General features: G+C 34.7%; 25 protein-coding genes and 1 tRNA gene. 18 read left to right on the forward strand and 8 right to left on the reverse strand.

Annotated elements, in window-relative coordinates; translation table 11 throughout:
• The first annotated feature begins 33 nt into the window (after positions 1-33).
• The 5 genes from ABWH96_RS13350 (at position 34) to ABWH96_RS13370 (ending at position 4,186) form a co-directional block, all read left to right on the forward strand.
• Positions 34-819, forward strand: a complete 786-nt coding sequence (locus ABWH96_RS13350; RefSeq protein WP_375581485.1) for a metal ABC transporter ATP-binding protein — start codon at positions 34-36, stop codon at positions 817-819.
• A gap of 1 nt (position 820) precedes the next feature.
• On the forward strand, positions 821-2,113 hold the full coding sequence (locus ABWH96_RS13355) for an iron chelate uptake ABC transporter family permease subunit (protein ID WP_375578026.1): 1,293 nt from the start codon (positions 821-823) through the stop codon (positions 2,111-2,113).
• 78 nt (positions 2,114-2,191) lie between these two features.
• Positions 2,192-2,758 (forward strand): azurin, encoded by a 567-nt coding sequence (gene azu, locus ABWH96_RS13360; protein WP_375578027.1) that lies wholly within the window; start codon positions 2,192-2,194, stop codon positions 2,756-2,758.
• Between the two features lie 53 nt (positions 2,759-2,811).
• Positions 2,812-3,693: a metal ABC transporter permease gene (locus ABWH96_RS13365; RefSeq protein WP_375578028.1), complete on the forward strand. Its 882-nt coding sequence runs from the start codon at positions 2,812-2,814 to the stop codon at positions 3,691-3,693.
• Positions 3,694-3,724: 31 nt separating this feature from the next.
• Positions 3,725-4,186, forward strand: coding sequence for a thioredoxin family protein (locus ABWH96_RS13370; RefSeq protein ID WP_375578029.1), 462 nt, complete (start codon positions 3,725-3,727; stop codon positions 4,184-4,186).
• Positions 4,187-4,424: 238 nt separating this feature from the next.
• Here ABWH96_RS13370 and ABWH96_RS13375 read toward each other — a convergent pair whose 3' ends face one another.
• The gene (locus tag ABWH96_RS13375) at positions 4,425-6,449 is read right to left on the reverse strand and encodes an FAD-dependent oxidoreductase (protein ID WP_375578030.1); all 2,025 of its coding nucleotides are present in this window, start codon (positions 6,447-6,449) and stop codon (positions 4,425-4,427) included.
• Between the two features lie 108 nt (positions 6,450-6,557).
• Between ABWH96_RS13375 and ABWH96_RS13380 the strand changes: the two genes are divergently transcribed.
• Entirely contained in the window at positions 6,558-7,019 is a 462-nt protein-coding gene (locus ABWH96_RS13380; protein WP_375578031.1) for a DinB family protein, read from the forward strand.
• A 37-nt stretch (positions 7,020-7,056) separates the two neighbouring features.
• On the opposite strand, the gene ABWH96_RS13385 is transcribed toward ABWH96_RS13380, so the two are convergent.
• The 3 genes from ABWH96_RS13385 to ABWH96_RS13395 form a co-directional block, all read right to left on the reverse strand.
• Entirely contained in the window at positions 7,057-7,404 is a 348-nt protein-coding gene (locus tag ABWH96_RS13385) for a hypothetical protein (protein WP_375578032.1), read from the reverse strand.
• On the reverse strand, positions 7,377-7,637 hold the full coding sequence (locus ABWH96_RS13390; protein ID WP_375578033.1) for a hypothetical protein: 261 nt from the start codon (positions 7,635-7,637) through the stop codon (positions 7,377-7,379). The genes ABWH96_RS13385 and ABWH96_RS13390 overlap by 28 nt, the downstream gene beginning before the upstream one ends.
• Before the next feature lie 100 nt (positions 7,638-7,737).
• Positions 7,738-8,811 carry an o-succinylbenzoate synthase gene (locus ABWH96_RS13395; protein WP_375578034.1) on the reverse strand — a complete coding sequence of 358 codons (1,074 nt, stop codon included), beginning with the start codon at positions 8,809-8,811 and terminating at the stop codon, positions 7,738-7,740.
• A 102-nt stretch (positions 8,812-8,913) separates the two neighbouring features.
• Here ABWH96_RS13395 and ABWH96_RS13400 point away from each other — a divergent pair, with 102 nt between their 5' ends.
• The 12 genes from ABWH96_RS13400 (at position 8,914) to ABWH96_RS13455 (ending at position 20,805) form a co-directional block, all read left to right on the forward strand.
• Complete coding sequence (locus tag ABWH96_RS13400; RefSeq protein WP_375578035.1) at positions 8,914-10,134, forward strand: S-adenosylmethionine:tRNA ribosyltransferase-isomerase; 1,221 nt, start codon at positions 8,914-8,916, stop codon at positions 10,132-10,134.
• Between the two features lie 17 nt (positions 10,135-10,151).
• Entirely contained in the window at positions 10,152-11,042 is an 891-nt protein-coding gene (locus ABWH96_RS13405; RefSeq protein WP_375578036.1) for a mechanosensitive ion channel family protein, read from the forward strand.
• A gap of 126 nt (positions 11,043-11,168) precedes the next feature.
• Positions 11,169-13,055: a phosphoglycerate dehydrogenase gene (gene serA, locus ABWH96_RS13410; RefSeq protein ID WP_375578037.1), complete on the forward strand. Its 1,887-nt coding sequence runs from the start codon at positions 11,169-11,171 to the stop codon at positions 13,053-13,055.
• Between the two features lie 229 nt (positions 13,056-13,284).
• Entirely contained in the window at positions 13,285-14,067 is a 783-nt protein-coding gene (locus ABWH96_RS13415) for a hypothetical protein (protein WP_375578038.1), read from the forward strand.
• Positions 14,068-14,398: 331 nt separating this feature from the next.
• Complete coding sequence (locus tag ABWH96_RS13420) at positions 14,399-14,794, forward strand: YbjN domain-containing protein (protein ID WP_375578039.1); 396 nt, start codon at positions 14,399-14,401, stop codon at positions 14,792-14,794.
• 15 nt (positions 14,795-14,809) lie between these two features.
• A complete protein-coding gene (locus ABWH96_RS13425; protein WP_375578040.1) occupies positions 14,810-15,511 on the forward strand; it encodes a PspA/IM30 family protein in 702 nt (233 codons plus the stop codon).
• A 22-nt stretch (positions 15,512-15,533) separates the two neighbouring features.
• Positions 15,534-16,091 (forward strand): DUF4178 domain-containing protein, encoded by a 558-nt coding sequence (locus ABWH96_RS13430; protein WP_375578041.1) that lies wholly within the window; start codon positions 15,534-15,536, stop codon positions 16,089-16,091.
• A 26-nt stretch (positions 16,092-16,117) separates the two neighbouring features.
• Positions 16,118-16,882, forward strand: coding sequence for a hypothetical protein (locus ABWH96_RS13435; RefSeq protein ID WP_375578042.1), 765 nt, complete (start codon positions 16,118-16,120; stop codon positions 16,880-16,882).
• A 26-nt stretch (positions 16,883-16,908) separates the two neighbouring features.
• Complete coding sequence (locus ABWH96_RS13440; RefSeq protein ID WP_375578043.1) at positions 16,909-17,778, forward strand: DUF350 domain-containing protein; 870 nt, start codon at positions 16,909-16,911, stop codon at positions 17,776-17,778.
• A gap of 62 nt (positions 17,779-17,840) precedes the next feature.
• Positions 17,841-19,385: a polyamine aminopropyltransferase gene (locus tag ABWH96_RS13445; protein WP_375578044.1), complete on the forward strand. Its 1,545-nt coding sequence runs from the start codon at positions 17,841-17,843 to the stop codon at positions 19,383-19,385.
• A gap of 7 nt (positions 19,386-19,392) precedes the next feature.
• The gene (locus tag ABWH96_RS13450; protein WP_375578045.1) at positions 19,393-19,773 is read left to right on the forward strand and encodes an S-adenosylmethionine decarboxylase family protein; all 381 of its coding nucleotides are present in this window, start codon (positions 19,393-19,395) and stop codon (positions 19,771-19,773) included.
• Between the two features lie 6 nt (positions 19,774-19,779).
• Positions 19,780-20,805, forward strand: a complete 1,026-nt coding sequence (locus tag ABWH96_RS13455) for a potassium channel family protein (RefSeq protein ID WP_375578046.1) — start codon at positions 19,780-19,782, stop codon at positions 20,803-20,805.
• A gap of 793 nt (positions 20,806-21,598) precedes the next feature.
• Here ABWH96_RS13455 and ABWH96_RS13460 read toward each other — a convergent pair.
• The 4 genes from ABWH96_RS13460 to ABWH96_RS13475 form a co-directional block, all read right to left on the reverse strand.
• Positions 21,599-21,672: transfer RNA gene (locus tag ABWH96_RS13460), tRNA-Arg, on the reverse strand.
• Positions 21,673-21,700: 28 nt separating this feature from the next.
• Positions 21,701-22,912, reverse strand: coding sequence for an ADP-forming succinate--CoA ligase subunit beta (gene sucC, locus ABWH96_RS13465; protein WP_375578047.1), 1,212 nt, complete (start codon positions 22,910-22,912; stop codon positions 21,701-21,703).
• A 259-nt stretch (positions 22,913-23,171) separates the two neighbouring features.
• On the reverse strand, positions 23,172-24,119 hold the full coding sequence (locus ABWH96_RS13470) for an IS3 family transposase (protein WP_375577610.1): 948 nt from the start codon (positions 24,117-24,119) through the stop codon (positions 23,172-23,174).
• Positions 24,116-24,514, reverse strand: coding sequence for a transposase (locus ABWH96_RS13475; protein ID WP_375577609.1), 399 nt, complete (start codon positions 24,512-24,514; stop codon positions 24,116-24,118). Before ABWH96_RS13475 ends, ABWH96_RS13470 begins: the two co-directional genes overlap by 4 nt.
• Between the last annotated feature and the right edge of the window lie 34 nt (positions 24,515-24,548).

Here is a 24,548-nt window from a genome sequence, read left to right on the forward strand (position 1 = left end):
AGTAAGTGGGTTATCAAAAAACACAAAAGAGAAATGAATAGACAAGTAGATAATCCAATAATTGAAATTCATGACCTATCAGTAGCTTATGAGCGAAAACCTGTGTTATGGGACGTGGACTTAAGTTTACCTGAAGGGCAACTTATTGGCATAATTGGTCCAAATGGCGCTGGAAAATCCACTTTATTAAAAGCAATAATGGGGCTATTACCTCTCAATAGTGGCTACATACAAATTAATGGCAAGCCCCTGGAAGAAATGCGTCACAAAATCAGTTATGTACCCCAAAGAGAAAGTGTAGATTGGGACTTCCCTACTTCAGTTTATGAGGTAGTGATGATGGGTAGATATGGTCAGCTGGGATTATTCAATAGACCTAAAAAAGCGGATAAAGAAATTGTGATGGACAGTTTGAGAAAAGTTGGCATGGAGGATTTTAAAAACCGCCAAATTTCTCAACTTTCTGGAGGTCAGCAGCAAAGAGTTTTCCTGGCACGTGCCTTAGCTCAGCAAGCGGATATTTATTTTATGGACGAACCTTTTGCTGGAGTTGATGCAGCCACTGAAAAAGCCATTATCAAATTATTGGGAGAAATGTCTGAACAAAATAAAACGGTAATTGTAGTGCATCATGATTTGCAATCTGTTGCTAAATATTTTGATTGGATTATTCTTTTGAATATGCGATTAGTGGCTTCTGGGCCAATCAATGAAGCCTTTACTCCTGAACTCCTTCAAGAAACCTATGGTGGAAAATTGACTTTATTGACCGAAATAAGTGATTTAATTCAAAAACATAGATTTCCAAACCGAGAATAATATGTGGGAAAATGCGCTTAGTTTTTTTGATTTTAATGATGCCAATGTAATCTACGTTTCATTAGGCACAATTATATTAGGTGCTGGTGCTGCAGTGGTAGGTGCTTTTACATTCTTTAGAAAAAAAGCTTTGATTGGAGATGCAATTGCTCATTCAATTTTACCAGGGGTTTGTCTTGCTTTTATTCTAAGTGGTACAAAAAACTACTTTCTACTCATAACTGGTGCCTTTTTTACAGGCTGGCTTTCAATCATAGCAGTTGACTACATAGTTAAGAAATCAAAAATAAAAGAAGACACTGCCATTGGGCTAATTCTATCAGTCTTTTTTGGTGTCGGAATAATGCTATTGACCTACATACAACAGACGGGAAATGCTGCTCAAACAGGATTAGATTCATTTCTATTTGGCAAAGCGGCTAGCATGTTAGCTCAAGATGTTATTATATTTTCTGCAATCAGTATTTTGCTGATGATAATGATTTTCCTTTTCTATAAAGAATTAAAACTCATCACTTATGATAAAGACTTTGCACAATCAATTGGCTTACCTGTAAAATGGATTGAGTTTTTATTAAGCTCTTTGACTGTTTTGGCTGTAGTTACCGGTATTCAAGCAGTAGGAGTTGTTTTGATGGCTGCTCTCTTAATAACCCCTACAGCAGCTGCAAAATACTGGTCAGGAAGTCTATCTATCATTTTAATACTAGCCGCATTAATAGGTGGGTTTTCAGGTGTTTCGGGAGCATTCATTAGCTACATAGCACCCAATATGCCGACTGGCCCTTGGGTGGTGATGGTATTATCAATATGCGCTATATTCTCTATACTTTTTGCTCCAAGAAAAGGATATTTCTCTCGCTTATGGCAACAATTAAAAAATAGAAGGCAAATCCAAGATGAAAATATCCTAAAAGCATTTCATCAAATAGCAGAAAATGAAAACTCTTTTGGTGAATCAAAATCAATCGAGAAATTAAGGGAAAAACGTTATTACACCATCCGATTAATGAAAAGGATTCTAAAACGCTTGAAAAGACAAGGCTACCTCAAAAGCACAAAGGGAGGATATTTTTTATCAGATTATGGACAAAGAAAAGCAGCCCGTTTGGTTAAATTACATAGATTATGGGAATTATACCTTACGGAATATTTAAGAATAGCTCCTGACCACGTACATGAGGATGCCGATACTATAGAACATTTGATAACACCCGAGCTAGAGAAAAAATTAGAAGAAAAATTGGGATATCCAGAAGTGGATCCCCATAATTCAAAAATACCCTATAATTAATTGATTAAAACAAAACATATATGCTAATCATACGATTGTATAATATAAGTATAAGTTAAATTTTTAAACATAAAAACCATGAGATTACTAAAATTAACACTCAGCATTTTAAGCATAAGTTTATTCATTGCTTGCGGTGGAAACGATTCAAAACAGGAATCAAGTTCAGAAGAAAAAGCCATGACCTCCAAAGAAATCATGCAACAAAAAGCACAAGAAAAAGAAAATGCACCTAAAGAGACTGCTTCAACTGAGAACAGTGAATCCGAAGTTGTAGAATTGACCATTGAAGGAAATGACCAAATGCAATTCAATTTGGATGAGATGAAAGTTAAGGCAGGTTCAACTGTAAAATTAACGTTAAAGCATGTTGGAAAAATGACAAAACAACAAATGGGGCATAATTGGGTGCTTTTAAAACAAGGGACTGATATTATGGAATTTGGACAAAAAGCGGCTGGAGCAGCTGAAAGTGATTATATTCCTCAAGATGAGGCAAATAAAGTAATCGCTAATACAAAGACTTTAGGTGGTGGTGAAGAAACTACCATTACTTTTGAAGCACCTGCAAAAGGTACTTATGATTTCATTTGCTCATTTCCAGGTCATGTAGCCTTAATGAAAGGTAAATTTATAGTAGAGTAAATTTTAATTAGGCATCATCTTATTAAGGTGATGCCTTTTATTTTAAATAATCCATGTCCGATTTTTATATAATTCTAACAGGAACATTAGTAGCCATTGCATGTGGAATTTTAGGCTGTTTTTTGATTTTAAGGAAAATGGCAATGGTTGGAGACGCCATTTCTCATGCAGTACTCCCTGGTATAGTGATGGCATTCTTATGGTCGGGCAGTAGAGATTCTGTTACCATGCTCATCGGTGCTGGTACACTTGGCGTATTAACCACCATAATTATTGAATTTTTACATAAAAAAGGAAAACTTCAGACCGATGCCTCTATAGGGGTAACCTTTACTTGGCTATTTGCATTAGGCGTCATTTTAATTTCAGCTTATACTGGTCAGGTAGATTTAGATCAAGAATGTGTACTTTATGGTGAAATAGCTTATGTTCCTTTAGATACTATCATATTATCATCAGGAACTGATATTGGACCTAAAGCACTTTATTTAATTGGGAGCGTATTGGTCTTCGTTATTCTTTTTGTAACCATCGGATTTAAGCAATTGAAAATCACTTCTTTTGATCCAGAATATGCGGTGGCTTTAGGTATTTCTGCCACACTTTGGAATTATTTATTAATGGCTTTTGTCTCCTTCACCACGGTGGCATCTTTCGAATCTGTAGGAGCTATTTTGGTGGTAGCATTTTTAATAGCCCCGGCAGCAACTGCATATCTAATAAGTAAAAAGCTTAAAACCATGATTTGGCTAACCTGCTTAATCGGCTTTATCAGTGCTATACTAGGTTATTATTTAGCTGCAGCACTTAATGCTTCCATTGCGGGAGCAATGGCAACAGTTTGTGGATTAATATTTGCTATAGTTTTTACATACGTAAGAATTATGAGCAAAAAAGTCACAAAGGTTACAAATTTTGAATCTGCAAAGGCTTAAATTTGTTATTAGTTTACTTAATAAAATAAAGATGAAAACCACAATATTCAGCATAGGAGTTATATCACTTTTCACCTTGTTTTCTTTCATTTCTAAGCCTGAAAAAGCTGAAAAGAAAGAAATTAACTGGCTTACTATTACCGAAGCCTATAAAATGAACCAAAAAGAGCCTAGGAAAATTTTTGTAGACGTTTATACCAATTGGTGTGGCTGGTGTAAAAAAATGGATAAGGAAACCTTTTCAGATCCTGAAATAGTGGATATGGTGAATGAAAAGTTTTATGCTGTTAAATTAAATGCTGAGAATACTGAGCCTATTACCATGGCAGGCGATACCACTACAGCGCAAATGATTGCTAGATCGATGGGCGTTACAGGCTACCCTACTATAGTTTATATCAAAGAAGATTTTAAAACCATTCAACCTGTTCCTGGCTATCAAAATGCCAAAAAATTTAAAGATACGTTGGAGAAGATATTGGAGTGGGAATAAATAAGTTGGCAGGTTTTCTGGTTGTCGAGTTGACAGGTTTGATGTGCTAATGAATTGATTATTTGATATGCTGATAATTTCAATATTAATCTTGTTGATAACAATTACTATGTTTCTATTATAGAAAGAAATATAATTGATTTATTGGGATTCCGATTCCAAAACCATTCTAAACCCTTTATTAAATCTAGATTATCAGAAATTTTAAATCTTGATTCTTGTATCTTTATTCTTTGTATCAAATTTCCAAAGCCAGCTCAGTTGCTTGCTTAATGGCTTTTTTAGCATCCAATTCAGCTGCTTCGTAAGCGCCACCTATCAAATGTGTTTTAATTCCTTTTTCAGTTAACTCATTAAAAAGACTTTTTTCAGGTAATTGACCAGCACAAAGGATGATATTATCTACCTCTAATAATTCTTGTTTTCCGTCCTTTGAAATATATAAACCTTTATCATCAATTTTTTCATATTGAATATTGGTTACCATTCTCACCTGACGATTTCGTAATGAATTTCTATGTACCCATCCAGTGGTTTTACCAAGCTTTGCTCCCATTTTGCCTTCAGAGCGCTGTAGCATAATGATCTCTCTTGGGGCAGCAATTTTAATAGGTTTTCCTTCTACTCCTCCCCTTTTTTCAAAATCCATATCTACTCCCCACTCTTTGAAAAAAGCCTGTAAATCATCATGGTTTTCTTCCTCTGGATGAGTCAAGTATTCGGCAACATCGAAACCTATTCCTCCAGCACCAACTATGGCTACTTTGTTACCCACTGGCTTATGAGCTTTTAATACATCAATATAGGAAAGTACTTTTTCATTTTCCTGTCCCGGTATTTTAGGATCTCTTGGATTGACTCCTGTAGCTACCACAACTTCATCGAAATCTTTCAATTCCGCAGCGGAAACTTTCTTACCTAAATGTAATTTTACACCAGTTAATTCAATTTGCTTTTTAAAATACCTTAGCGTTTCATAAAACTCCTCTTTACCCGGTATTTGCTTAGCCATATTAAATTGACCGCCAATTTCTTTAGCCCCATCAAATAAAGCGACATGATGTCCTCTTCTAGCTGCTTCTGTACTAAATGCTAAACCAGCTGAACCAGCGCCTACCACAGCAATATTTTTGGCTTTTTGAAATGGTTGTGCAACTAATTCAGTTTCATGACAAGCTTTTGGGTTTACAAGACAACTACTGGTTATATTTTTAAAAACATGATCGAGACAAGCTTGATTACAAGCAATACAAGTATTAATCTCATCTTCCCTGCCTTGCTCTGATTTGTTAATTATTTCAGGGTCTGCTAAGAATGGACGTGCCATAGATACCATATCTGCCTGACCTGAAGACAAAATCTCTTCAGCTGTTTCTGGCATGTTAATTCGGTTTGTGGTAATTAAAGGAATTTTCACTTCCTTTTTCATTCTTTCCGTTACCCAAGTAAAAGCCGCCCGCGGTACACTCGTTACAATTGTTGGAACTCTAGCTTCATGCCATCCAATTCCAGTATTGATAATGGTAACTCCAGCCTTTTCTAATTCCTTGGCTAATTGCACCACTTCTTCCCAAGTGCTTCCATTAGGAATTAAATCAAGCATAGATAAACGGAAAATAATGATAAATTCTTTCCCAACTGCTTCTCTAACTGCTTTGGCTATTTCAATCGGAAATTTAATTCTGTTTTCATAGCTTCCGCCCCATTCGTCAGTTCTTTTATTGGTATGCTTTACTATAAATTGATTAATCAGATAACCTTCAGAGCCCATAATTTCTACTCCATCATAACCTGCTTCTTTAGCTAATTGTGCTGACTTTGCATAATCCTTAATGGTGGATTTTATCCTCCTTCCAGACATCTTCCAAGGTTTAAAAGGATTAATGGGTGCTTTTATAGCTGAAGGAGCTAAACTAAATGGGTGATAACCGTATCTGCCAGCATGTAAAATCTGCATACATATTTTGCCACCAGCTTCATGTACTGCATCTGTGATGATCCTATGCTTTTTTGCATGGCTTTTTTTGGTCATTTGAATTGAAAAAGGTTTCAACCAACCTTGCCAGTTGGGAGAAACTCCACCTGTCACAATCAATCCAGCTCCACCTTTAGCTCTTTCAGCATAAAAAGCAGCCATTTTCTCAAAGCCATTTTTAGCTTCTTCTAAGCCAGTATGCATAGAGCCCATTAAAACTCTGTTTTTCAATTGAGTAAAACCTAAGTCTAAAGGTTCAAATAAATTCGGATAAGTTGAATGTGCCATAAGTAAATTTAGTATGCATGCAGAACAAATAGCAATTTATATAATCTTTTTTAAAAGCCTTAAAATATCGTGATTTTATCTGTATTTTCGTCACAAAATTGAAAGAATATGCAAGTCATCACCAATCATAAGGTTATCAGAAATAATTTTGAAAAGGCAGTAGAAAAGGTAAATGAGGCAGATCTAGTTATGATTCCTGCGGGTTTTAATAATCATATTATTTGGAATATAGGCCATGCAATTGTTACACAGAATGTTCTCCTTTATGGAATGTCAGGTCTGGATTTCACACTTCCTACTGATTTTATAAAACGATATAAAAAAGGAAGCTTTCCATCTGAGATAGAAAATCCTAAAACTGAATTGGAGAATATTTTTGAATTAGGCAAAATTGCAGATGAGCAATTGAGCTATGACATAAGAGAAATGAGATTTGGTGATTATCAAAAATATGAAACCAGCTTTGGCATTACTTTAAGTAGCTTTAATGATGCTTTGCAATTTAATAATATTCATGAAGCGGTGCATTTAGGGTATGTGATGGCTATTAAGAGGGCTTTGGGCTACTGAGTTTAACCACAAAGTTCACGGTGGTTTTCACAGAGAATCAAAAATTTCTTTTTTCAATTTTTTTATCATCCATTTCAGTTCCAAAGAAATCAGTGACGATTACTTTTTTCTGATTTTCATTAACAGTGTAGATGATTTTTACTTCCTTTCTATTGGTGATTTTGTACAAAATAAAACGATGTTCTATTTCATGAAAGTTTAGCTTTGATTCAATTCTTCCTCTAGATGGATTCTTATCCAAAGTGTATACTAAATTCATTATTTCAATGGATTTCATATCCGCTTTTTCAGGACTATGTGTTTTATAGAGATATTCTAATAATTCAAAATAATAAAACTTTGCTTCAGGGGTAATTTCTACTTTGTACTTCTTTTCTTTTTCCAATTTTCAATTTCGGTTTTGAAATCTGAAATTTTTATAGTTCTGCCTTTTTCAATAGATTCAATTGACGCTTTTGCTCTATTTATTAATTGTTGTTCAGTGTTTTGAAAAAAATCAGAAGATTCAGTATGTGAAACTTCTTTTTGTAATAGTCTCATATAAATTTCTAAGAGTTCTTCATCCTCTATCCTGTCAATCAGTTCATGAATTGTATTTTTAACAACATTTGTCTTCATTTCATTAAATTAATTAAATTTCATTAAACATAAAATTAGATATTGCATTTTAAACCGAATCTTAAATAAATTAGTTTAACCATCCATTTAAATTAATAAATCATAATTCCTCCCATTTCTTTTCAACATCATAATAAGTCTCTCCATTTGCTATGCTGATGGGTGATGCAATATTGTTATGATACAACTGACCAGTACCCAAGCCTTGTGGCATTTTTACTTTTAAATAAGATGCTAATTGGCAAATAGCATTTAAGCCGACATTGGATTCTAGCATACTAGTCATCCACCAGCTTATATTCAATGATTTAGCAATCTTAATCCATTCCAAAGTAGACTTAATTCCACCAATCAAACTCGGCTTTAAAATAATATATTGCGGTTGGATTTGCTTTAATAGATTTACTTTATCCTTATAAGCATTTACTCCTATCAGCTCCTCATCTAAAGCGATAGGCAAAGGAGTTGAAGCACAAAGTTTTGCCATTTCAATTAACTGACCTGCTTTTATAGGTTGTTCTATAGAATGCAAATCCAATGCAGCCAATTGAGTTAGTTTACTCATGGCTTCATCAGGAGAAAAAGCCCCATTAGCATCCACTCTTAAAGTGATATCATTTTTGCTATATTTATCACGAATGGATTTCAAAAGTTTCAATTCAGTTCCAAAATCAATTGCTCCAATCTTCATTTTAATGCAATCAAAACCTTCCTTTAATTTTTCCTGAATTTGCTTTTGCATAAAATCCTCACTTCCCATCCATATTAATCCATTGATTGGAATTCTTTCTTTTCCATGATAAAATGGGGTATCAAAGATCATTTTTTTACCTCCATACAAAGCATCCAGTAAAGCGGTTTCGACTGCAAATCGAATAGATGGAAAGCCTTCAGGTGAAACATCTTGAGCAATTTCGAATGCTTCTTCTATAGATTTCGGAACTTGCATGCCAATCAGTTGCTCGCAAACCTTTTCTAATTCAGTCTCCATTTGATCTAATGGCTCTACACTTAGTCCTTTCAATGGTCCCGCCTCCCCTATTCCAATTAACTGATTTTCTGAAAACAGCTTTAAATACCAGGTGTCTTTTTCCTTTAGAGTACCGCGAGAAGTGCCAGCTTCAAATTTGAATTGGAGGGTGTGGTGTTGGATGGAAGCGGTGGTTATTTTCATGTTGAATTAATATTTATGCTAATTTATAAAGGTTTTCTCTGTCATTTTAACTGAATTTGAAAAATATGCCCACTATCTTTGTGCTGAAATCCAGTGGTGAAAATGAATTTACTTGAAAAAGCATCTCAAATCGACTTAAAAAAATATCAATACGAACTTCCCGAGGAACGAATTGCAAAATTTCCTTTAGAAAAAAGAGACTATTCTCAATTATTGGTTTACCAAAAAGGAAATGTTCAGCATCAGCATTTTTATGATATAAAATCACATTTACCTGAAAACAGCAGTCTGATTTTCAATAATACTAAAGTAATCCCTGCTCGAATTCATTTTCAGAAGCAAAGCGGAGCTAAAATCGAGATATTCTTGCTTTCTCCATTGCAACCAACCCCGGAAGTGGCACAAGCTATGTTGGTGAAAAATAAGTGCGTTTGGCATTGCATGGTGGGCAATCGTAAAAGGTGGAAAATCCAAGACCAGCTAGAAAGATTTTTTGAGACAGATTACGGCAAAATCAAAGTTACGGCTACTTATGCCGATTATGATCAAAACCATATCCAATTTGAATGGGATAATGATGCAGTGCCATTTGTGGAGATAGTGGAATTGATGGGAACTACTCCTCTTCCGCCCTATTTGAATCGTACTGCTACGGAAGAAGATAAACCGCGCTATCAAACGGTTTACTCTAAAAATGAAGGTGCTGTTGCAGCACCAACAGCTGGTTTACATTTTACTGATGCTATACTAAATGATATTCAACAATCACATCCTATTCATGAACTTACTCTGCATGTTGGAGCAGGAACTTTTCAACCCATAAAAGCAGAAAATGTATTGGAACATGATATGCATTGCGAGCAAATTCAAATTGAAAAATCCACTATTGAATTTCTAGCCCAAAGTGATACTCCAATTATTGCTGTGGGTACTACTTCTATTAGAAGTTTGGAAAGTGCCTATTGGTTCGGGGTGCAATTAATTAATAATGAAGCTAATACCTTTCATATTAAAAAGCTATATCCTTATGAAAGGGGATTTGAACAGCTAACTAGCAGAAAAGAAAGTTTCCAAGCCATTTTAGATTTCATGGAATCAGAGAATCTGGAAAGTTTACATGGCGATACTGAAATCTTTATTTTTCCAGGCTACGAATTTAAGGTAGTCAATGGTTTAATCACCAACTTCCATCAGCCGGAATCCACTTTGATTTTATTGATAGCTGCTTTTATAGGAGATGATTGGCAAAAAGTTTATAGTGAAGCCTTAAAAAATGACTATAGGTTTCTCTCTTATGGAGATTCTTCCTTATTATTACCTTAAATCATTATATTCGGTTTATGGAATCATTTACAAATGGAATTAAAGAGTTTTGGGCAAAATTTAATGAGTTACTAAATGTAGTGATATTTGATATCAAGGGGAGTGATTTCACATTGCTCACACTTCTATTTATTATAATATCTAGTATTCTATTAGTCTTTCTATCTAAAAGGCTTAGTAAATTATTAGTCAGAAGAGTTTTAAATAGATATATAAAAGACACTGGCGTCTCTGATTCAATCGGCACCATTTTCAGATATTCGGTTATTGTTATTGGGTTCATTACCATTTTTCAATCTGCCGGATTTGACTTAAGCACTTTAGGATTATTAGCTGGTGCATTAGGTGTTGGTATTGGTTTTGGTTTGCAGAACGTTACTAATAACTTTATTTCAGGGATTATCATTCTTTTTGAGCGGCCAATTAAGGTAGGAGATAGAATTGAAGTAGGTGACATCAATGGAGATGTGTATTCCATTTCCATGCGGTCTACCACCGTCATCACCAATGATAATATTTCCGTGATAGTTCCCAATTCAGAATTTATCAATAGTCAGGTAATCAACTGGAGCCATAATGACAGAAGGGTTCGCTTTAAGTTTCCATTAGGAGTCTCCTATAATGAAGATCCGGAAAGAGTACGAAAACTAGTTCTGGAAGTATTACATGATCATTCAGGTGTTTTGGATGAGCCCAAGCCAGATTTATGGTTCGAAGGTTATGGAGATTCATCATTGGATTTCAATTTGGCGGTTTGGACATCCGATTATATACAGAGACCAGGGGTTTTTAAAAGTGAATTGTACTATGCTATTTTCAAGAAATTCGGAGAACACAATATCGAAATTCCATTTCCACAACGAGATTTACATTTGAAATCGGGCTGGAAGGATAAAATAGACAATTAAGAAAACATAAGTTAATATAGTATTAGTATGAGTTAATTTAAGCATATTATTAACCTAATAAAGTCCTCAATATTGATAACTGAAATTGCGTAACAATAATTAGAATTTAATACCAATAAGCTCACCATGGATAAATATTTCATCATCGATTTTGACAGTACGCTTACCCGAGTAGAAGCAATGGATTTGTTGGCTTCCATTTCCCTTCAGGGCTTACCTCAAAAAGCTGCTGCAGAAGCACGTATCAAGGAATTAACCGATTTGGGAATGAATGGTGAGATTTCATTTCGAGATTCTTTAAAAGAAAGATTATTGCTATTAGAAGCAAAGGAATCTCACATCCCTCCTTTGATTGAATTATTGAAAAAACAAGTATCCCCTTCTTTTCTAAGAAATAAAGACTTCTTTGAAAAATATGCTGATTCCATTTTTGTGATTTCTAATGGATTTAAAGAGTATATCACTCCTATAGTGACCGAATTAGGCGTTAAAGAAGAGCACATCTATGCTAATGAGTTACTTTTTGGTGATAACGGTAAAGTGGTTGGATTTAGTGAAGATAATCCATTGTCAAAAGATGGAGGTAAAGCCGAAGTTATACGTAAATTGGATTTAGATGGCGATATTTATGTAATCGGTGACGGGCATAATGATTATGAAATTAAGGCTGCCGGCTTAGCCAATAAATTTTATGCCTTTACAGAAAATGTGAGTCGAGAAAAAGTAATGGAGAAAGCCGACCACATTGCTCCATCATTAGAAGAAGTACTATTTGAAAATAAAATTATGTCAGCATTTTCATATCCAAAAAACAGAATTAAAGTTTTGCTATTGGAAAACGTACATCCAATTGGTGTAGATCTTCTAGAAAAAGAAGGTTTTACAGTAGAAGAATATCCAGCGGGATTAGATGAAGCCGAATTAGCTGAGAAGATAAAAGGAGTTTCCATCCTGGGTATCAGATCTAAAACTCAGGTGACTGCAAAAGTACTAGAGAATGCTGATCGCTTAATGGCGATCGGTGCTTTTTGCATTGGTACCAATCAAATTGACCTTGAAGCTGCTCAGGAAAAAGGAGTTGCAGTATTTAATGCACCATTTAGCAATACTCGCTCAGTAGTGGAATTGGCCATAGGCGAAATCATTATGCTGACTAGAAATATCTTTGATAAAGCTGTTTTAATGCACCAAGGGAAATGGGATAAATCTGCATCAGGCAGTAAAGAGATAAGAGGTAAAAAACTTGGAATTATTGGTTATGGAAATATTGGCGCCCAGCTTTCAGTAGTTGCAGAAAGCATTGGACTGGATGTATATTATTATGATTTGGAAGAAAAGCTTGCTTTAGGAAATTCCACTAAAGTTGATAGTCTAAAAGAACTATTACAAACAGCAGATATCATCAGCTTACATGTTGATGGAAGACCTGAAAACAAAAATGTGATTGGAGAAGCTGAGTTTAAATTGATGAAGGATAACGTAATCTTTATCAACTTAAGTCGTGGTCATGTGGTGGATATTCCAACTTTAAAAGCTAATATTGAATCAGGTAAAATTAAAGGTTGTGCAGTAGATGTTTTTCCTCAAGAACCGAAAAGCAATAAAGATCCATTTGAATCTGAATTAAAAGGTTTGCCTAATACTATTTTATCTCCTCATATTGGAGGAAGCACTGAAGAAGCCCAGGAAAATATTGGAAATTTCGTTCCGAACAGAATCATGGAATACATCAATACCGGAACTACCACTAATAGTGTGAATTTTCCTAATTTGACTTTACCTAGGTTACAAAATGCTCATAGATTAATCCATATTCATAAAAATGTTCCGGGCATCATTGCCAAAATCAATCAGTTGTTTGCCAAACATGAGATTAATATTTCAGGTCAATACCTAAAAACCAATGAAAAAATCGGGTATGTTATTACAGATATTGATAAAGCCTATTCTAAGGATTTAATTAAAGAGTTGAGAGCAATTGAACATACCATTAAGTTTAGGGTGTTATATTAAGTTAGCAGGTTGACGGGTTTTCAGATTACCAAGTTAGGTAAAATAGGTCAGTACCGAAGGTCAGACCGTCAATGGATTTGAAATAGAAACAAGGTTGAACTAAGTAGATATAATTGGTGAAGTCAGGGAATCCTAGGTCAGACGATAGTCAGACTGGCTTAAAGTCGTTAAACTAGACTCTAACTAAACTTTTTCCCTTAGCACAAGTATAATTCCTAAAACCTTTACCATGAAAAAACTTATCGGAATCATCAACCTCCTCTCAGTTCTTGCTATTGTTTATTGGAATTATTATGTGAGTACCGGAGCCATTAACGGTAATAAAATGGGGCAATTGAGCGATGAAATTAATAGCCTCCTCACTCCTGCTGGATATGCTTTTTCGATTTGGGGAATTATTTATTTGGGATTGTTCATTAATGCCATCTGGTATTTAATTCAAGCTTTCAAAAATAAGCATCAAGAAACTTTAGCACAACAAGGCATTTGGTTAACAGTTGCTAATATAGCTTCAGGATTTTGGCTTTGGTTTTGGTTAAATGAGCAATTTTTGGTTTCAGTTAATTTTATGCTGATAATTTTAGCTGCTTTAATGATTGCGGTTGTCCGATTAAAAATGGAGAAATGGGATGCTCCAAAAGAGATCATAGGTTTTGTTTGGTGGCCTATCTGTTTATACAGCGGATGGATAACCGTAGCCACGGTAACTAATATTGCAGCTTATTTAAAAACCGAAAATCTCAATCTCTTCTTCTCAGAAGAAGTATGGACTATCATCATGATCTTGATTACTACAGTTCTATTTCTGTATTTTCTATATACACGCTATATGCGAGAGTTCAATGCCGTTGCTGTTTGGGCTTTAATTGCTATTGCTGTTCGGCATTGGGAAAATATTCCGTCCATTTCTATTACTGCTATTCTTTGTGCTGCTGTCCTACTCATTTTATCACTTTTTCAAGGATTTAAGTATAGAAAAAGTAACCCTTTTATGCCTGGGTTTTTGAAATAATAACCATAAAGCAATTACTACAGATATCACATTTTTAATAGTAAACGATTTTTTAGAAAAAGAGCAACAAGTAAATAAACACTCGTCAAATATCCTTGTACCCGCATCAAGTACAAAAATTGATTGATGCTTAATAATTTTAGTAGTAAACTATCTCCATATCAAAAGCCTGGAAATAATAATTTGTATATAAAAAAGTATAAATTAGCAAATTGAAAAAGAAAAAGTGATTGAGCTTAAACTTCAATTCATATTTCAATTTTTTTTTATTATAATTGAACTATCAATTAATACAAATTTTTCACCAAAATATATAATTAATAAAAATACAATGAGCGAACATTTCGAAAAGGTAAAAAATTTCCTGATAGAATTAGAATATACTATTTTAAAGGAAGATCCAAACGAAGAACTTTTTATAGTTGAAAAAGAAGACACGGGTATAACCAATTTAATCATTGATTGCGAAGATCCGATATTGATAATTGAGGGAGTACTATTTGAAATAAAAAACAAACAGTCGACTGTATTTGAAGAACTTCTTGCTAAAAACCGAGAAATAATACACGGTGCTTTTGTACTTGACGAAAACAGGACTAAAGTTTTGTTTAGAGATACCTTGCAACTAGAAAACCTAGACCTTAACGAAATAGAGGCAACACTCAATTCATTGGAGTTGTTGCTAAGCGAGTATTCAACGCAAATAATTGAATTTTCTAATCAATAATTTTAATTTAAAAAAATGGGAATATTTTCAAGACTTTTTACTGTAGGCAAAGCTGAAACCAATGCAGCTATTGATAAATTAGAAGATCCAATTAAAATGACCGAACAGGGCATTAGAGATCTTAAAAAAGATTTGGACAAAAGCTTACAAGCACTTGCAGAGGTAAAAGCAATGGCAATTAGAAGCAAGAGACAATTAAATGAGTCGAAATCTTCTGCTCAAACTTATGAGCAAAAAGCAATGATGTTGCTTCAAAAAGCAGAAAAGGGTGAGCTTGACGCCAATGAGGCGGACAGATTGGCTACTGAAGCACTTAGTCGTAAAGAAGACGCTACCTCAGATGCAAACAGGGCACAGGAAGAAGTAAACCGATTTGACAATAACATAGCTCAGTTGGACAATAATGTTAAGAAGTTAAAGTCTACTATTAACCGATATGAGAATGAGTTAAAAACATTAAAAGCTCGCTCTAGAGTGAGTAGTGCAAGTGCTAAAATAAACAAACAATTATCTGGAATTGACAGCTCAAGTACTGTGGGGATGTTGGAAAAGATGAAGGAAAAAGTTGATCAGCAGGAAGCTATGGCAGAAGCCTATGGAGATATTGCATCTGAAAGTAGAAGTATTGACGATGAAATTGATTCCGTATTAGGTGAAAAATCTGTTTCAGCAAGTTCTTCCTTAGAGGCTCTTAAAGAAAAGATGAAGAAAAAATAATCATTTAAACTAATCTCTCTTTATGGGACTTTTCGATAATTTTTTTTCAAAGAAAAAAGATGAACCGCAATATGACAGTACTAATATCAGAGTACAGGATTTAGATGTAGGTTTTGTTTTTGAATATGATCTTTCTACCTGGGAAGTTCAAGCTGTTTATGAATATGATTGGGGAGATGATTATTTCACCCATGAATTCAAAATAAGTAATGGAGAGAAAACCCTCTTCCTTTCTTTGGAAGAAGACGATGAAGTTATTCTTTCATTGTCAAATAAAATAAAGGTTAAAGCCTTAGGAGATGAAGTGCTTCAAAAATTAATGTCAACACAAAAGCCACCTGAAAAATTAACATTTGAAGGTTCGGAATATTTATTAGAAGAAGAGTCTCCAGGTTACTTTAATGATTTATCAAAAGGTAGTGAAGCATGGGAAGAATTTATTGCCTGGGATTACACAGACCAATCAGGAGATAAACTCATTACTATTGAGCAATGGGGTGAAAAAGAATTTGAAGCATCTTCTGGTAAATTTATTAATGTCTATGAAATTTCTAGTATTCTTCCGGCAAGTAAAGACTAACATTCTGTAGAAATAAATGAATTATTATGAGTCGTAACACAATTAAATTTATCATTGCTGCCATAATTTTATTTATGGTTATAAAAACCTGTTCAAGTAGCAGCAGTGAAACATCCGGATGGGAAAAATCTCCTGTCGATAACATTGTACAAGAATATTCCGACAAATCCGATTTCTCAATCATTTTAGCTGATATGGATGCGGAAGGAACTGGTTCCTCTACGATCTACAAACACAAATACAAGGTTTTAATACCTGAACAAGACACAGTGCTTGTGAAAGAAACTCCATGGAAAACGGTTTCTGATGTGTTTTTTGATCAGCACATTAATGATTTGGGGATGGAGATAGTGTATAAGAAAAATGGCGAATTGCATAAAGAGACCGCACCTGCCGGCTACAGTAACTTTATTGGCAATGATAAATATGGTAGATGGCAGCAGCGTGACGGTGGCTCTTTTTGGCAGTTCTATGGCCAATATGCATTCATGTCTAGTTTGTTTAATTTAGCTGCCTATCCTGTCAGAAGACCTTATTATGACAATTACCGTGGAGGATTTTATGGATCTGGCAGATCATATTATGGAGGAAATGGTGGACCAAGTTACGGTACTCAAACCTATGGAAAGACTGGTAGAAACACCACTTGGGGATCAAAACCTTCAACTTTTAAAAGTGATGTTATAAGCAGGGTTTCACGTTCGGCTACAACAACAAAAAGAGCACGAAGTGCCTCAAGATCATCTAGTAGATCATCTTACAGATCCAGAAGCGGTGGGTCAGGTAAATAATAACTTCTCAATCTGAATATAAAATTATGACAATTTCTGAATTCTCAAATGTAATTTACAATGCCATCGCTTATATGGCATTGGCATTCGTGTTGTTTTTCATTGGTAAGCTGGTATATCAGTTGGTACATAAGGATATCAGTATTAAAGAAGAACTCGTAAAGAAAGACAACCTTGCTTTTAGTATGGCTCATACTGGGTATCTTATAGGTTTATTAATTGCTATAGGAAGTGCTATTATAGGACCCTCTGAAGGATTGATCAATGATATTATTGATATTTCTATATATGGCGCTCTTGCTATTGTCCTTTTAAATATTTCTGTAATTATTACAGATAAAGTTATTCTCACTAAATTCTCAGTAAGGAAAGAAATTATTGAAGACCAGAATGTAGGCACTGGAGTTATTGAAGCAGCCGTTTCCATTTCATCAGGTTTAATTATTTTCGGAGCTATCACAGGTGAAAGTGACAGCCTGAGCGCAGGTTTAATTTCTGCTATAGCATTTTGGGCAATCGGTCAATTTGCTCTTATTCTTGTTGCTAAGATATATAATATTATTACTCCATATGATATACATGAACATATTGAGAAGGATAATGTAGCAGTAGGAATTGGTTTTGCTGGAGCCATAGTAGCTATGGGTAACCTCATTAGATTTGGTATTTCCGGGGAGTTTTACGGTTGGGCTTCAAAATTATCAGAAGCTGGTCTTGAAATTGGAGCAGGATTGATTTTACTACCTGTTTTACGCTATTTAACAGATAAGATTTTATTACCTGGGGAAAAACTTACCGATGAAATCATAAATCAAGAACATCCTAATTGTGGAGCAGCAATAATTGAAGCTTTTGCTTATATCGGAGGTTCAGTTTTAATTACTTGGTGTTTATAATCTAAAAACCAATCTTATTTTTATTGCCCGATTACTAAATTGAATGGAAAGAAGTAGATTTTATGGATATTAAAAGGTCGACACTTTTAAAGGCTGCTATTTTTGCAACAGGTTTTTCAGGTGTAGTTGCGGAGTATATCCTTTCTACATTGGCAACCTATTTTTTAGGTGATTCCATTTTTCAATGGATTATAATCATTTCACTGATGCTGTTTTCTATGGGAGTAGGGAGTAGAATTAGTAAATCATTTGAAAAAAACCTTCTGAAACGGTTTCTACTTGTAGAGTTCACCCTATCATTTCTTGTTTCCTTTTCACCGCTGATAGTTTATACGGCATCAGCTTATACCTCCGCAATTGCAGCATTAATATATTCGCTTGCTATTATTATAGGCTTGCTGATAGGTATGGAAGTGCCTTTGGTTATTCGAATGAACAATAAATTTGAAAAACTGAGATATAACATTTCAAGTATTTTGGAAAACGACTATTATGGAAGTTTGCTTGGAGGAGTTTTTTTCGCTTTTATAGGATTACCACTACTTGGGCTTATCTACACTCCATTCATTCTTGGTTTTGTAAACTTAATTGTAGCAACAGCTTTAATCGTTGGATTATGGAGCGAGCTCAAAATGAAAGAACGCAAAACCATTTCGACTTCAGGTTCTTTTATTTTAGCAACTTTAATTATTGGCTTATTTATAGCCAAACCCATCATTCTATTTGGAGAACAAAGCAAATATCTTGATAAAGTAGTATATAGCGAGCAGACAGCCTATCAACGCATAGTACTTACGCAGTGGAAGGAAGATTATTGGCTTTACCTTAATGGAAATCAACAATTATGTACTAAAGACGAGGTCATGTACCATGAACCACTAGTACATCCTGCCATGAAGCTTCATCCTCATCCTGTAAACGTATTGGTATTAGGCGGTGGAGATGGCTGTGCGGTTCGTGAGATATTAAAATATCCATCTGTAGAATCTATTAAACTAGTGGATTTAGATCCTGCCATGACTGATCTTGGGAAAACCCATCCTGTTCTAACCAATTTAAATAAAAACTCATTACTGAATGATAAGGTTGAAATAATTAATGATGATGGCTACAAACTCATACAAAATGATAAAGATTATTATGATGTTATTATCATAGACCTACCTGATCCGCGCTCCGTTGAGCTGGGAAGATTGTATAGCTACGAATTTTACCGTAGTTGTTATAGACAATTAAGACCGCAGGGAGTTATCATCACGCAAGCTGGAAGTCCTTATTTTGCCACTAAAGCCTTTTTATGTATTGGAAAGACAATGAAAAAAGCAGGGTTTCTTACGCAAGCCATGCACAATCAAGTAATTACCATGGGTGAATGGGGATGGAGTTTGGGGCAGAAAAAGTCTCCCTATGAATCTTTAAAAGAGCCTATGTTAAAACTAGATTTTAGTGATATTGAAACCACTTGGATCAATAATGAAGCGATGAGTTTATTGACCTCATTTGGTAAAAATACTTATATGTGGGAACAAGATAGTGTAGAAGTTAATCAAATACATAATCCTGTTTTATACAAATATTATTTAAAAGGAAATTGGGACTTATACTAATCACCTTATGTCAAAAACTTTAGAATATAAATCAATATTGCCAAAAATATTCAGCTTAAGGTGTTGGGCTAAAAATGTTGATTCCGAATATCTAAAAAGCAGATTCAATCAGCTATTGAGTGATACGGGCTTCACAGTGTTAAACTTTTCAGAGCACCATTTTCCGGTTCAGGGATATACCTCAATTTGGCTCTTGGCAGAATCACATTTAGCTATACATACTTTTCCGCAAAATGGGTGGAGTTATGTAGAACTTAGTGGTTGTAATGAAGAAAAAACATTGCAATTTAAAAAATTGCTAAAAGAAACAAATCTAGAGATCTCTTTTGAAGAAGATAAGATGGCCGTAAGTCATCCAGAAAATAATAATACAAAAAGTATTAAATAATCAGGTATGAGGAAATTAAAATATCTGTTTATCGGATTAATTTTTTATGTGATTGTTATTGGTCTGATTGGTCATATTGAATCACTATCTCCAACTAGCAATATCAAAGACATCTATGATGCGTTTTGGTTTGCCATAGTTACACTTACAACTGTAGGTTATGGAGACCTTTACCCTACCACCCCACTCGGCAAAATTTTAGGACTTTTATTAATTCTAGGTAGCATAGGAGTGTTAGGATTTATTATTGGAGAAATAACAACTAAAATCAATCAGTATATGGAAAAGAAAAAAAATGGTTTTTACGGTACAGATTTCGAAAACCACTATATAGTTGTAGGCTGGAATGATTTTGGCCGTCAGGTAGCAGAACAAATCTACAATACAGGTCACAAAATCGCTTTTGTGGTAGATTCAAAAAATGATATTGACCTTATCAAATCTGTTTTCCCTTCGGATAATTGCTTTTGCCTATTTACTGATTATAAAAACCGAGAAGTTTTTAAAAAAGTAAATATTGAGAAATCCAGGGCTTTATATGTGAATTTTAATGAAGATACTGAAAACCTTGTTTTCGTATTGAATTTGAAAAAGAGATATCCTGATGTTAATATTGTTGTAACTTGTAAAAACCCAAGCTTAGTAGAAACTTTTAAAAGTGCAGGTATCACCAAGGTAATAGCTCACTCAGTTGTAGCTTCAAAATTAGTAGCCAGTTATATATTTGAACCTCAAGTAGCAACTTATACGGAAGACTTGATGACTACTAGTGTTTCTGAAGCAGACTACGACATTCAACAATATAAAATATTGGATTCTAACCCCTATATTGGTTCAATGTATATAAATGCATTTATGAAGCTTAAGGAAAATTACAATGCAGTAGCCATCGGTTTAGTAATAGATGATAAATTGGTGAAAAGCCCCAAATCTGATTATAAATTAAAGTCAGGTGATTACTTTATTTTGATTTCAGACGGTGTAAATAAAATGAAATTAGAAAAAGACTTTGGGGTAAAAGAAGGTGCTTAGGAAAGTTAACAATTAAAAACTAATCATCTATTTTGAAATCCGTTTGTCACATATCATTCAAATAAATACTTAATCCTTTGATAGGTAAAGTTCTTAAGGGTACCCCCATATATTCAGCCAACAATGTTGTGACTGGACAATAAAAAATTATTCCACAACGGCAATTATTGGTGCTTATCTCCTACTCCTCTTATCTTTTCGTAGACCTTCTGACGTAGTTTTGTGCCGGAAGCAATGAAAATATAGGGAATTTTGTTTTATCGAAAGTTTTTGAGGGTTTATTTATTTGCAAAATAGATCTTGCCAAATCTAATATTTTCAACCACCACCCTGCGAAGCATGGCGGGAACGGGGAAGCACTAAAAGGAAAAATACCTGATAAAATGACGATTTTCAGACAAGATCAACAAGGAGGTCTGGATAAGACCGGAAACCAATGAGCAAAATACCTGCAAAGCTTGCAGTTGATGCAACATAACGAACATCACAAGGAATCATGTACAGAAGAAATCCCTCCAAAAATCAACTCCCAAACTACCCCGCTACAATAAATTGTATATCAATTACTTTTATTGATAATCCCAATATCAGGAAACGCAAGTACCATTTTTTGTGGTTGTTACAAGGGTGAAAAACGTATCGTTTTTCCATTACAGACTGTCAAAATCTATACTTGAAAAATACACCTTCCCAGGTTTCCAGATTGATCCGTTTGTTGTGTAGCTCTTTGATAATAAAAAAACCTCTCAAATGTCCTTTGAGAGGTTTTAAAGTCTTTTGAAGAATTAATAAGTGCACCTGAAGGGAGTCGAACCCCTAACCCTCGGAGCCGAAATCCGATACTCTATCCAATTGAGCTACAGGTGCCTATTAATTAGTAATTAATAATTATTAATTACGAAAGTGCTTCTTTCACTCGTTCTGCTGCATCTTTCAATACAATAGCAGAAGTTACTTTCAAGCCTGACTCTTCTATGATTTTCGCACCTTCTTCAGCGTTTGTTCCTTGTAAACGAACGATGATTGGCACTTTTATATCTCCTATGTTTTTATAAGCTTCTACAACTCCTTTGGCAACTCTATCGCAACGAACGATACCACCAAAAATATTGATTAAGATAGCCTCTACTTTAGGGTCTTTCAAAATGATTCTGAAACCAGCTTCAACTGTCTGAGCATTTGCGCTACCTCCAACATCCAAGAAATTAGCTGGATCACCGCCTGATAATTTGATGATATCCATAGTAGCCATTGCTAACCCTGCACCGTTTACCATACAGCCAACATTACCATCCAACTTCACATAATTTAAACCTGATTCAGCTGCTTCTACTTCAGCAGGATCTTCCTCAGATTTATCACGCATTTCTGCTAAATCTTTATGACGGAACAATGCAGAATCATCTAAATTTACTTTAGCATCTACTGCTAAGATTTTGTTATCAGATGTTTTCAATACAGGATTGATTTCAAACATTGAAGAATCCGTAGCATCGTAAGCATTGTAAAGAGAATGGATGAATTTCACCATATTTTTGAAAGCATCACCTTCCAAACCTAATTTGAAAGCTACTTTTCTAGCTTGAAATCCTTGTAATCCAACGCGAGGATCTATCCACTCTTTGATAATTTTATCTGGTGTATTTTCAGCAACATCTTCAATATCAACTCCACCTTCAGTAGAAGCCATAATTACATTGCATCCTTTTGCTCTATCCAATAAGATTCCAACATAATATTCTTTAGGCTCATGTTCGCCTGGATAATATACATCCTGAGCTACTAATAACTTGCTCACTAATTTACCTTCTTCACCAGTTTGATGCGTCACTAAAGTACCTCCTAAAATAGCTTTAGATTTTGGTGCTACATCCTCTAAGCTTTTGGCCAATACTACTCCATTTGAGTCTGTCTCTTTCACTTTTCCTTTTCCTCTTCCTCCTGCATGGATTTGCGCTTTTAGCACATACCACTCGGTTCCAGTCTCTTGATTGAGCTTTTTAGCAGCTTCAGTAGCTTCTTCAGGTGTATCGGCAACGATTCCTTTTTGAATGGTTACTCCGTACTTTTCAAGTATTCCTTTGGCTTGATATTCGTGTATGTTCATTCTTGGATAATTTTTGTGCGAATGTACGGCATTTAATATTATTATTCAACCTGTAAGGCTAATTACGAATTACAAATTTAAAATTATGTGTGTAAGTGTCGAGGTATTTAGGTGAGGATGTATTGATGTTGAGACACATTCCATATTTAACTAAATTGAAAGTAAGGCATGAAACTAAAGTAGAAATAAGGTTGAAATATGAAGTTAGGAGTTAGAAGCTTGAAGTATGTCGATCCCTAAATAGCATTGACCGTTTTGGTTAAACATTCATTTTATAATCCCACGGGCAATTATGAGCCTGAGGTTCTTTTCTTGGGCAAACTTCTAAGGGGCTCGATGCCCCTTGGAAGTTTTTCCTTCCCTCGGTGTAAATAATCACCTTCGGTCTATCTTGGGCATTTAAAGTTAATAAATTCTCTTTAAATTCATTAGGAGAATGTTCCATTTTAAATGCTCTGTGTTTCCTAGATTGATTATAATGATCAACAGCATTTTTTGTTTTCCTTTTTAAATCGTTAAAACTCCTTATTTCCCATTTTTTCAAGTATTCATTTTTAATTGTTCCGTTGACCCTTTCAGCATAGGCATTATCGGTGGCATATTCACCCATGCTAATGTGCATGCCGTTTTTTCTCAGCTCACCGGTGTAGGTTAAGCTGCTGTATTGAGCCCCTCTGTCCGAATGGTGTATGCTATCTCTTAAATCAGCACCCGTTGATTTCAATACCATTTGCAGTGCCTTTAAGTTTGCCTCTTTTCTCATATGGTCACTGACCCTGTAACCTAATATTATTCTGGTATAGACATCTACGATAAATATCAAGTAGTAAAACCTTTCATGGAGATAAAAATAGGTTATATCGCTCTGAAGCACTTGATAGGGCCTTGTTATCTGCATGCCTTCTATTAAATTAGGATAGCTTATAACACCTCTTATCGTAGTTCTACGGTGGTTTCTCTCAGGATTTACTCCATAACCCAGTGAAATAAATATCTCGCAAAATTTATCCCTGCCCATAAACTTAGGTTTAAGCGTATAGTACATCTTTTCAACCCCACAACCCGGATGAACCTTCTTGATTTGATCCGCCAACTTTACCAACTCTTCCAGTTCTTTATCAAAAGAAAACTGTCTTTGCTTGGCTTGATGGACTGATTGCTTGCTTGTCCCAACTGCCCTGTAAAGTTTGTTTAGGCTATAGCTCATTCTTTCCCTGTTCTTTTGGAACCACCAGAGTGTGGGGTATTGAAGTTTTTTTTGATATCGATATCATATTGCTCTTTCGCCAACTCTATCATCTTCTCTAAATAGTCAATATTTATCTGCTTTTGACCTACTGCCTGCTCCAGCTCTTTAACTTTTTCTTCAAGCTCCTTGACCTTATTGAATTGACTGTCTTTCATCTCAACTATCCTGACATTTCTCTCATTATAAGAAGAAAATTTATAAATCCATTTGTAAATAGTGACATTTGATATATTATAATGTCTCTCCATTTGACAGACACTCATAATGCCTTTTTCAAAATCACCTACGATTTTACGCTTGAATTCCTCAGAAAATCTCTTCCTGGCTTTGATACGTTTTCCCGTTTTTATCATAACTTTATTCGATTAAAAACGGTCAACTTATTTC

Source organism: Marivirga tractuosa (assembly GCF_042140215.1).
GTDB classification, from domain to species: domain Bacteria; phylum Bacteroidota; class Bacteroidia; order Cytophagales; family Cyclobacteriaceae; genus Marivirga; species Marivirga tractuosa_A.

Bases quoted from the DNA above. Each gene is read 5' to 3' on its own strand.
- ABWH96_RS13475 (WP_375577609.1), bottom strand. From the start codon at position 24,514: ATGATAAAAACGGGAAAACGTATCAAAGCCAGGAAGAGATTTTCTGAG.
- ABWH96_RS13395 (WP_375578034.1), bottom strand. From the start codon at position 8,811: ATGAAAATAACCACCGCTTCCATCCAACACCACACCCTCCAATTCAAA.
- ABWH96_RS13375 (WP_375578030.1), bottom strand. From the start codon at position 6,449: ATGGCACATTCAACTTATCCGAATTTATTTGAACCTTTAGACTTAGGT.
- ABWH96_RS13440 (WP_375578043.1), top strand. From the start codon at position 16,909: ATGACAATTTCTGAATTCTCAAATGTAATTTACAATGCCATCGCTTAT.
- azu (WP_375578027.1), top strand. From the start codon at position 2,192: ATGAGATTACTAAAATTAACACTCAGCATTTTAAGCATAAGTTTATTC.
- ABWH96_RS13370 (WP_375578029.1), top strand. From the start codon at position 3,725: ATGAAAACCACAATATTCAGCATAGGAGTTATATCACTTTTCACCTTG.
- ABWH96_RS13435 (WP_375578042.1), top strand. From the start codon at position 16,118: ATGAGTCGTAACACAATTAAATTTATCATTGCTGCCATAATTTTATTT.
- ABWH96_RS13445 (WP_375578044.1), top strand. From the start codon at position 17,841: ATGGATATTAAAAGGTCGACACTTTTAAAGGCTGCTATTTTTGCAACA.
- ABWH96_RS13420 (WP_375578039.1), top strand. From the start codon at position 14,399: ATGAGCGAACATTTCGAAAAGGTAAAAAATTTCCTGATAGAATTAGAA.
- sucC (WP_375578047.1), bottom strand. From the start codon at position 22,912: ATGAACATACACGAATATCAAGCCAAAGGAATACTTGAAAAGTACGGA.
- ABWH96_RS13470 (WP_375577610.1), bottom strand. From the start codon at position 24,119: ATGAGCTATAGCCTAAACAAACTTTACAGGGCAGTTGGGACAAGCAAG.
- serA (WP_375578037.1), top strand. From the start codon at position 11,169: ATGGATAAATATTTCATCATCGATTTTGACAGTACGCTTACCCGAGTA.
- ABWH96_RS13450 (WP_375578045.1), top strand. From the start codon at position 19,393: ATGTCAAAAACTTTAGAATATAAATCAATATTGCCAAAAATATTCAGC.
- ABWH96_RS13355 (WP_375578026.1), top strand. From the start codon at position 821: ATGTGGGAAAATGCGCTTAGTTTTTTTGATTTTAATGATGCCAATGTA.
- ABWH96_RS13390 (WP_375578033.1), bottom strand. From the start codon at position 7,637: ATGAAGACAAATGTTGTTAAAAATACAATTCATGAACTGATTGACAGG.
- ABWH96_RS13405 (WP_375578036.1), top strand. From the start codon at position 10,152: ATGGAATCATTTACAAATGGAATTAAAGAGTTTTGGGCAAAATTTAAT.
- ABWH96_RS13455 (WP_375578046.1), top strand. From the start codon at position 19,780: ATGAGGAAATTAAAATATCTGTTTATCGGATTAATTTTTTATGTGATT.
- ABWH96_RS13430 (WP_375578041.1), top strand. From the start codon at position 15,534: ATGGGACTTTTCGATAATTTTTTTTCAAAGAAAAAAGATGAACCGCAA.
- ABWH96_RS13425 (WP_375578040.1), top strand. From the start codon at position 14,810: ATGGGAATATTTTCAAGACTTTTTACTGTAGGCAAAGCTGAAACCAAT.
- ABWH96_RS13365 (WP_375578028.1), top strand. From the start codon at position 2,812: ATGTCCGATTTTTATATAATTCTAACAGGAACATTAGTAGCCATTGCA.
- ABWH96_RS13380 (WP_375578031.1), top strand. From the start codon at position 6,558: ATGCAAGTCATCACCAATCATAAGGTTATCAGAAATAATTTTGAAAAG.
- ABWH96_RS13400 (WP_375578035.1), top strand. From the start codon at position 8,914: ATGAATTTACTTGAAAAAGCATCTCAAATCGACTTAAAAAAATATCAA.
- ABWH96_RS13415 (WP_375578038.1), top strand. From the start codon at position 13,285: ATGAAAAAACTTATCGGAATCATCAACCTCCTCTCAGTTCTTGCTATT.
- ABWH96_RS13350 (WP_375581485.1), top strand. From the start codon at position 34: ATGAATAGACAAGTAGATAATCCAATAATTGAAATTCATGACCTATCA.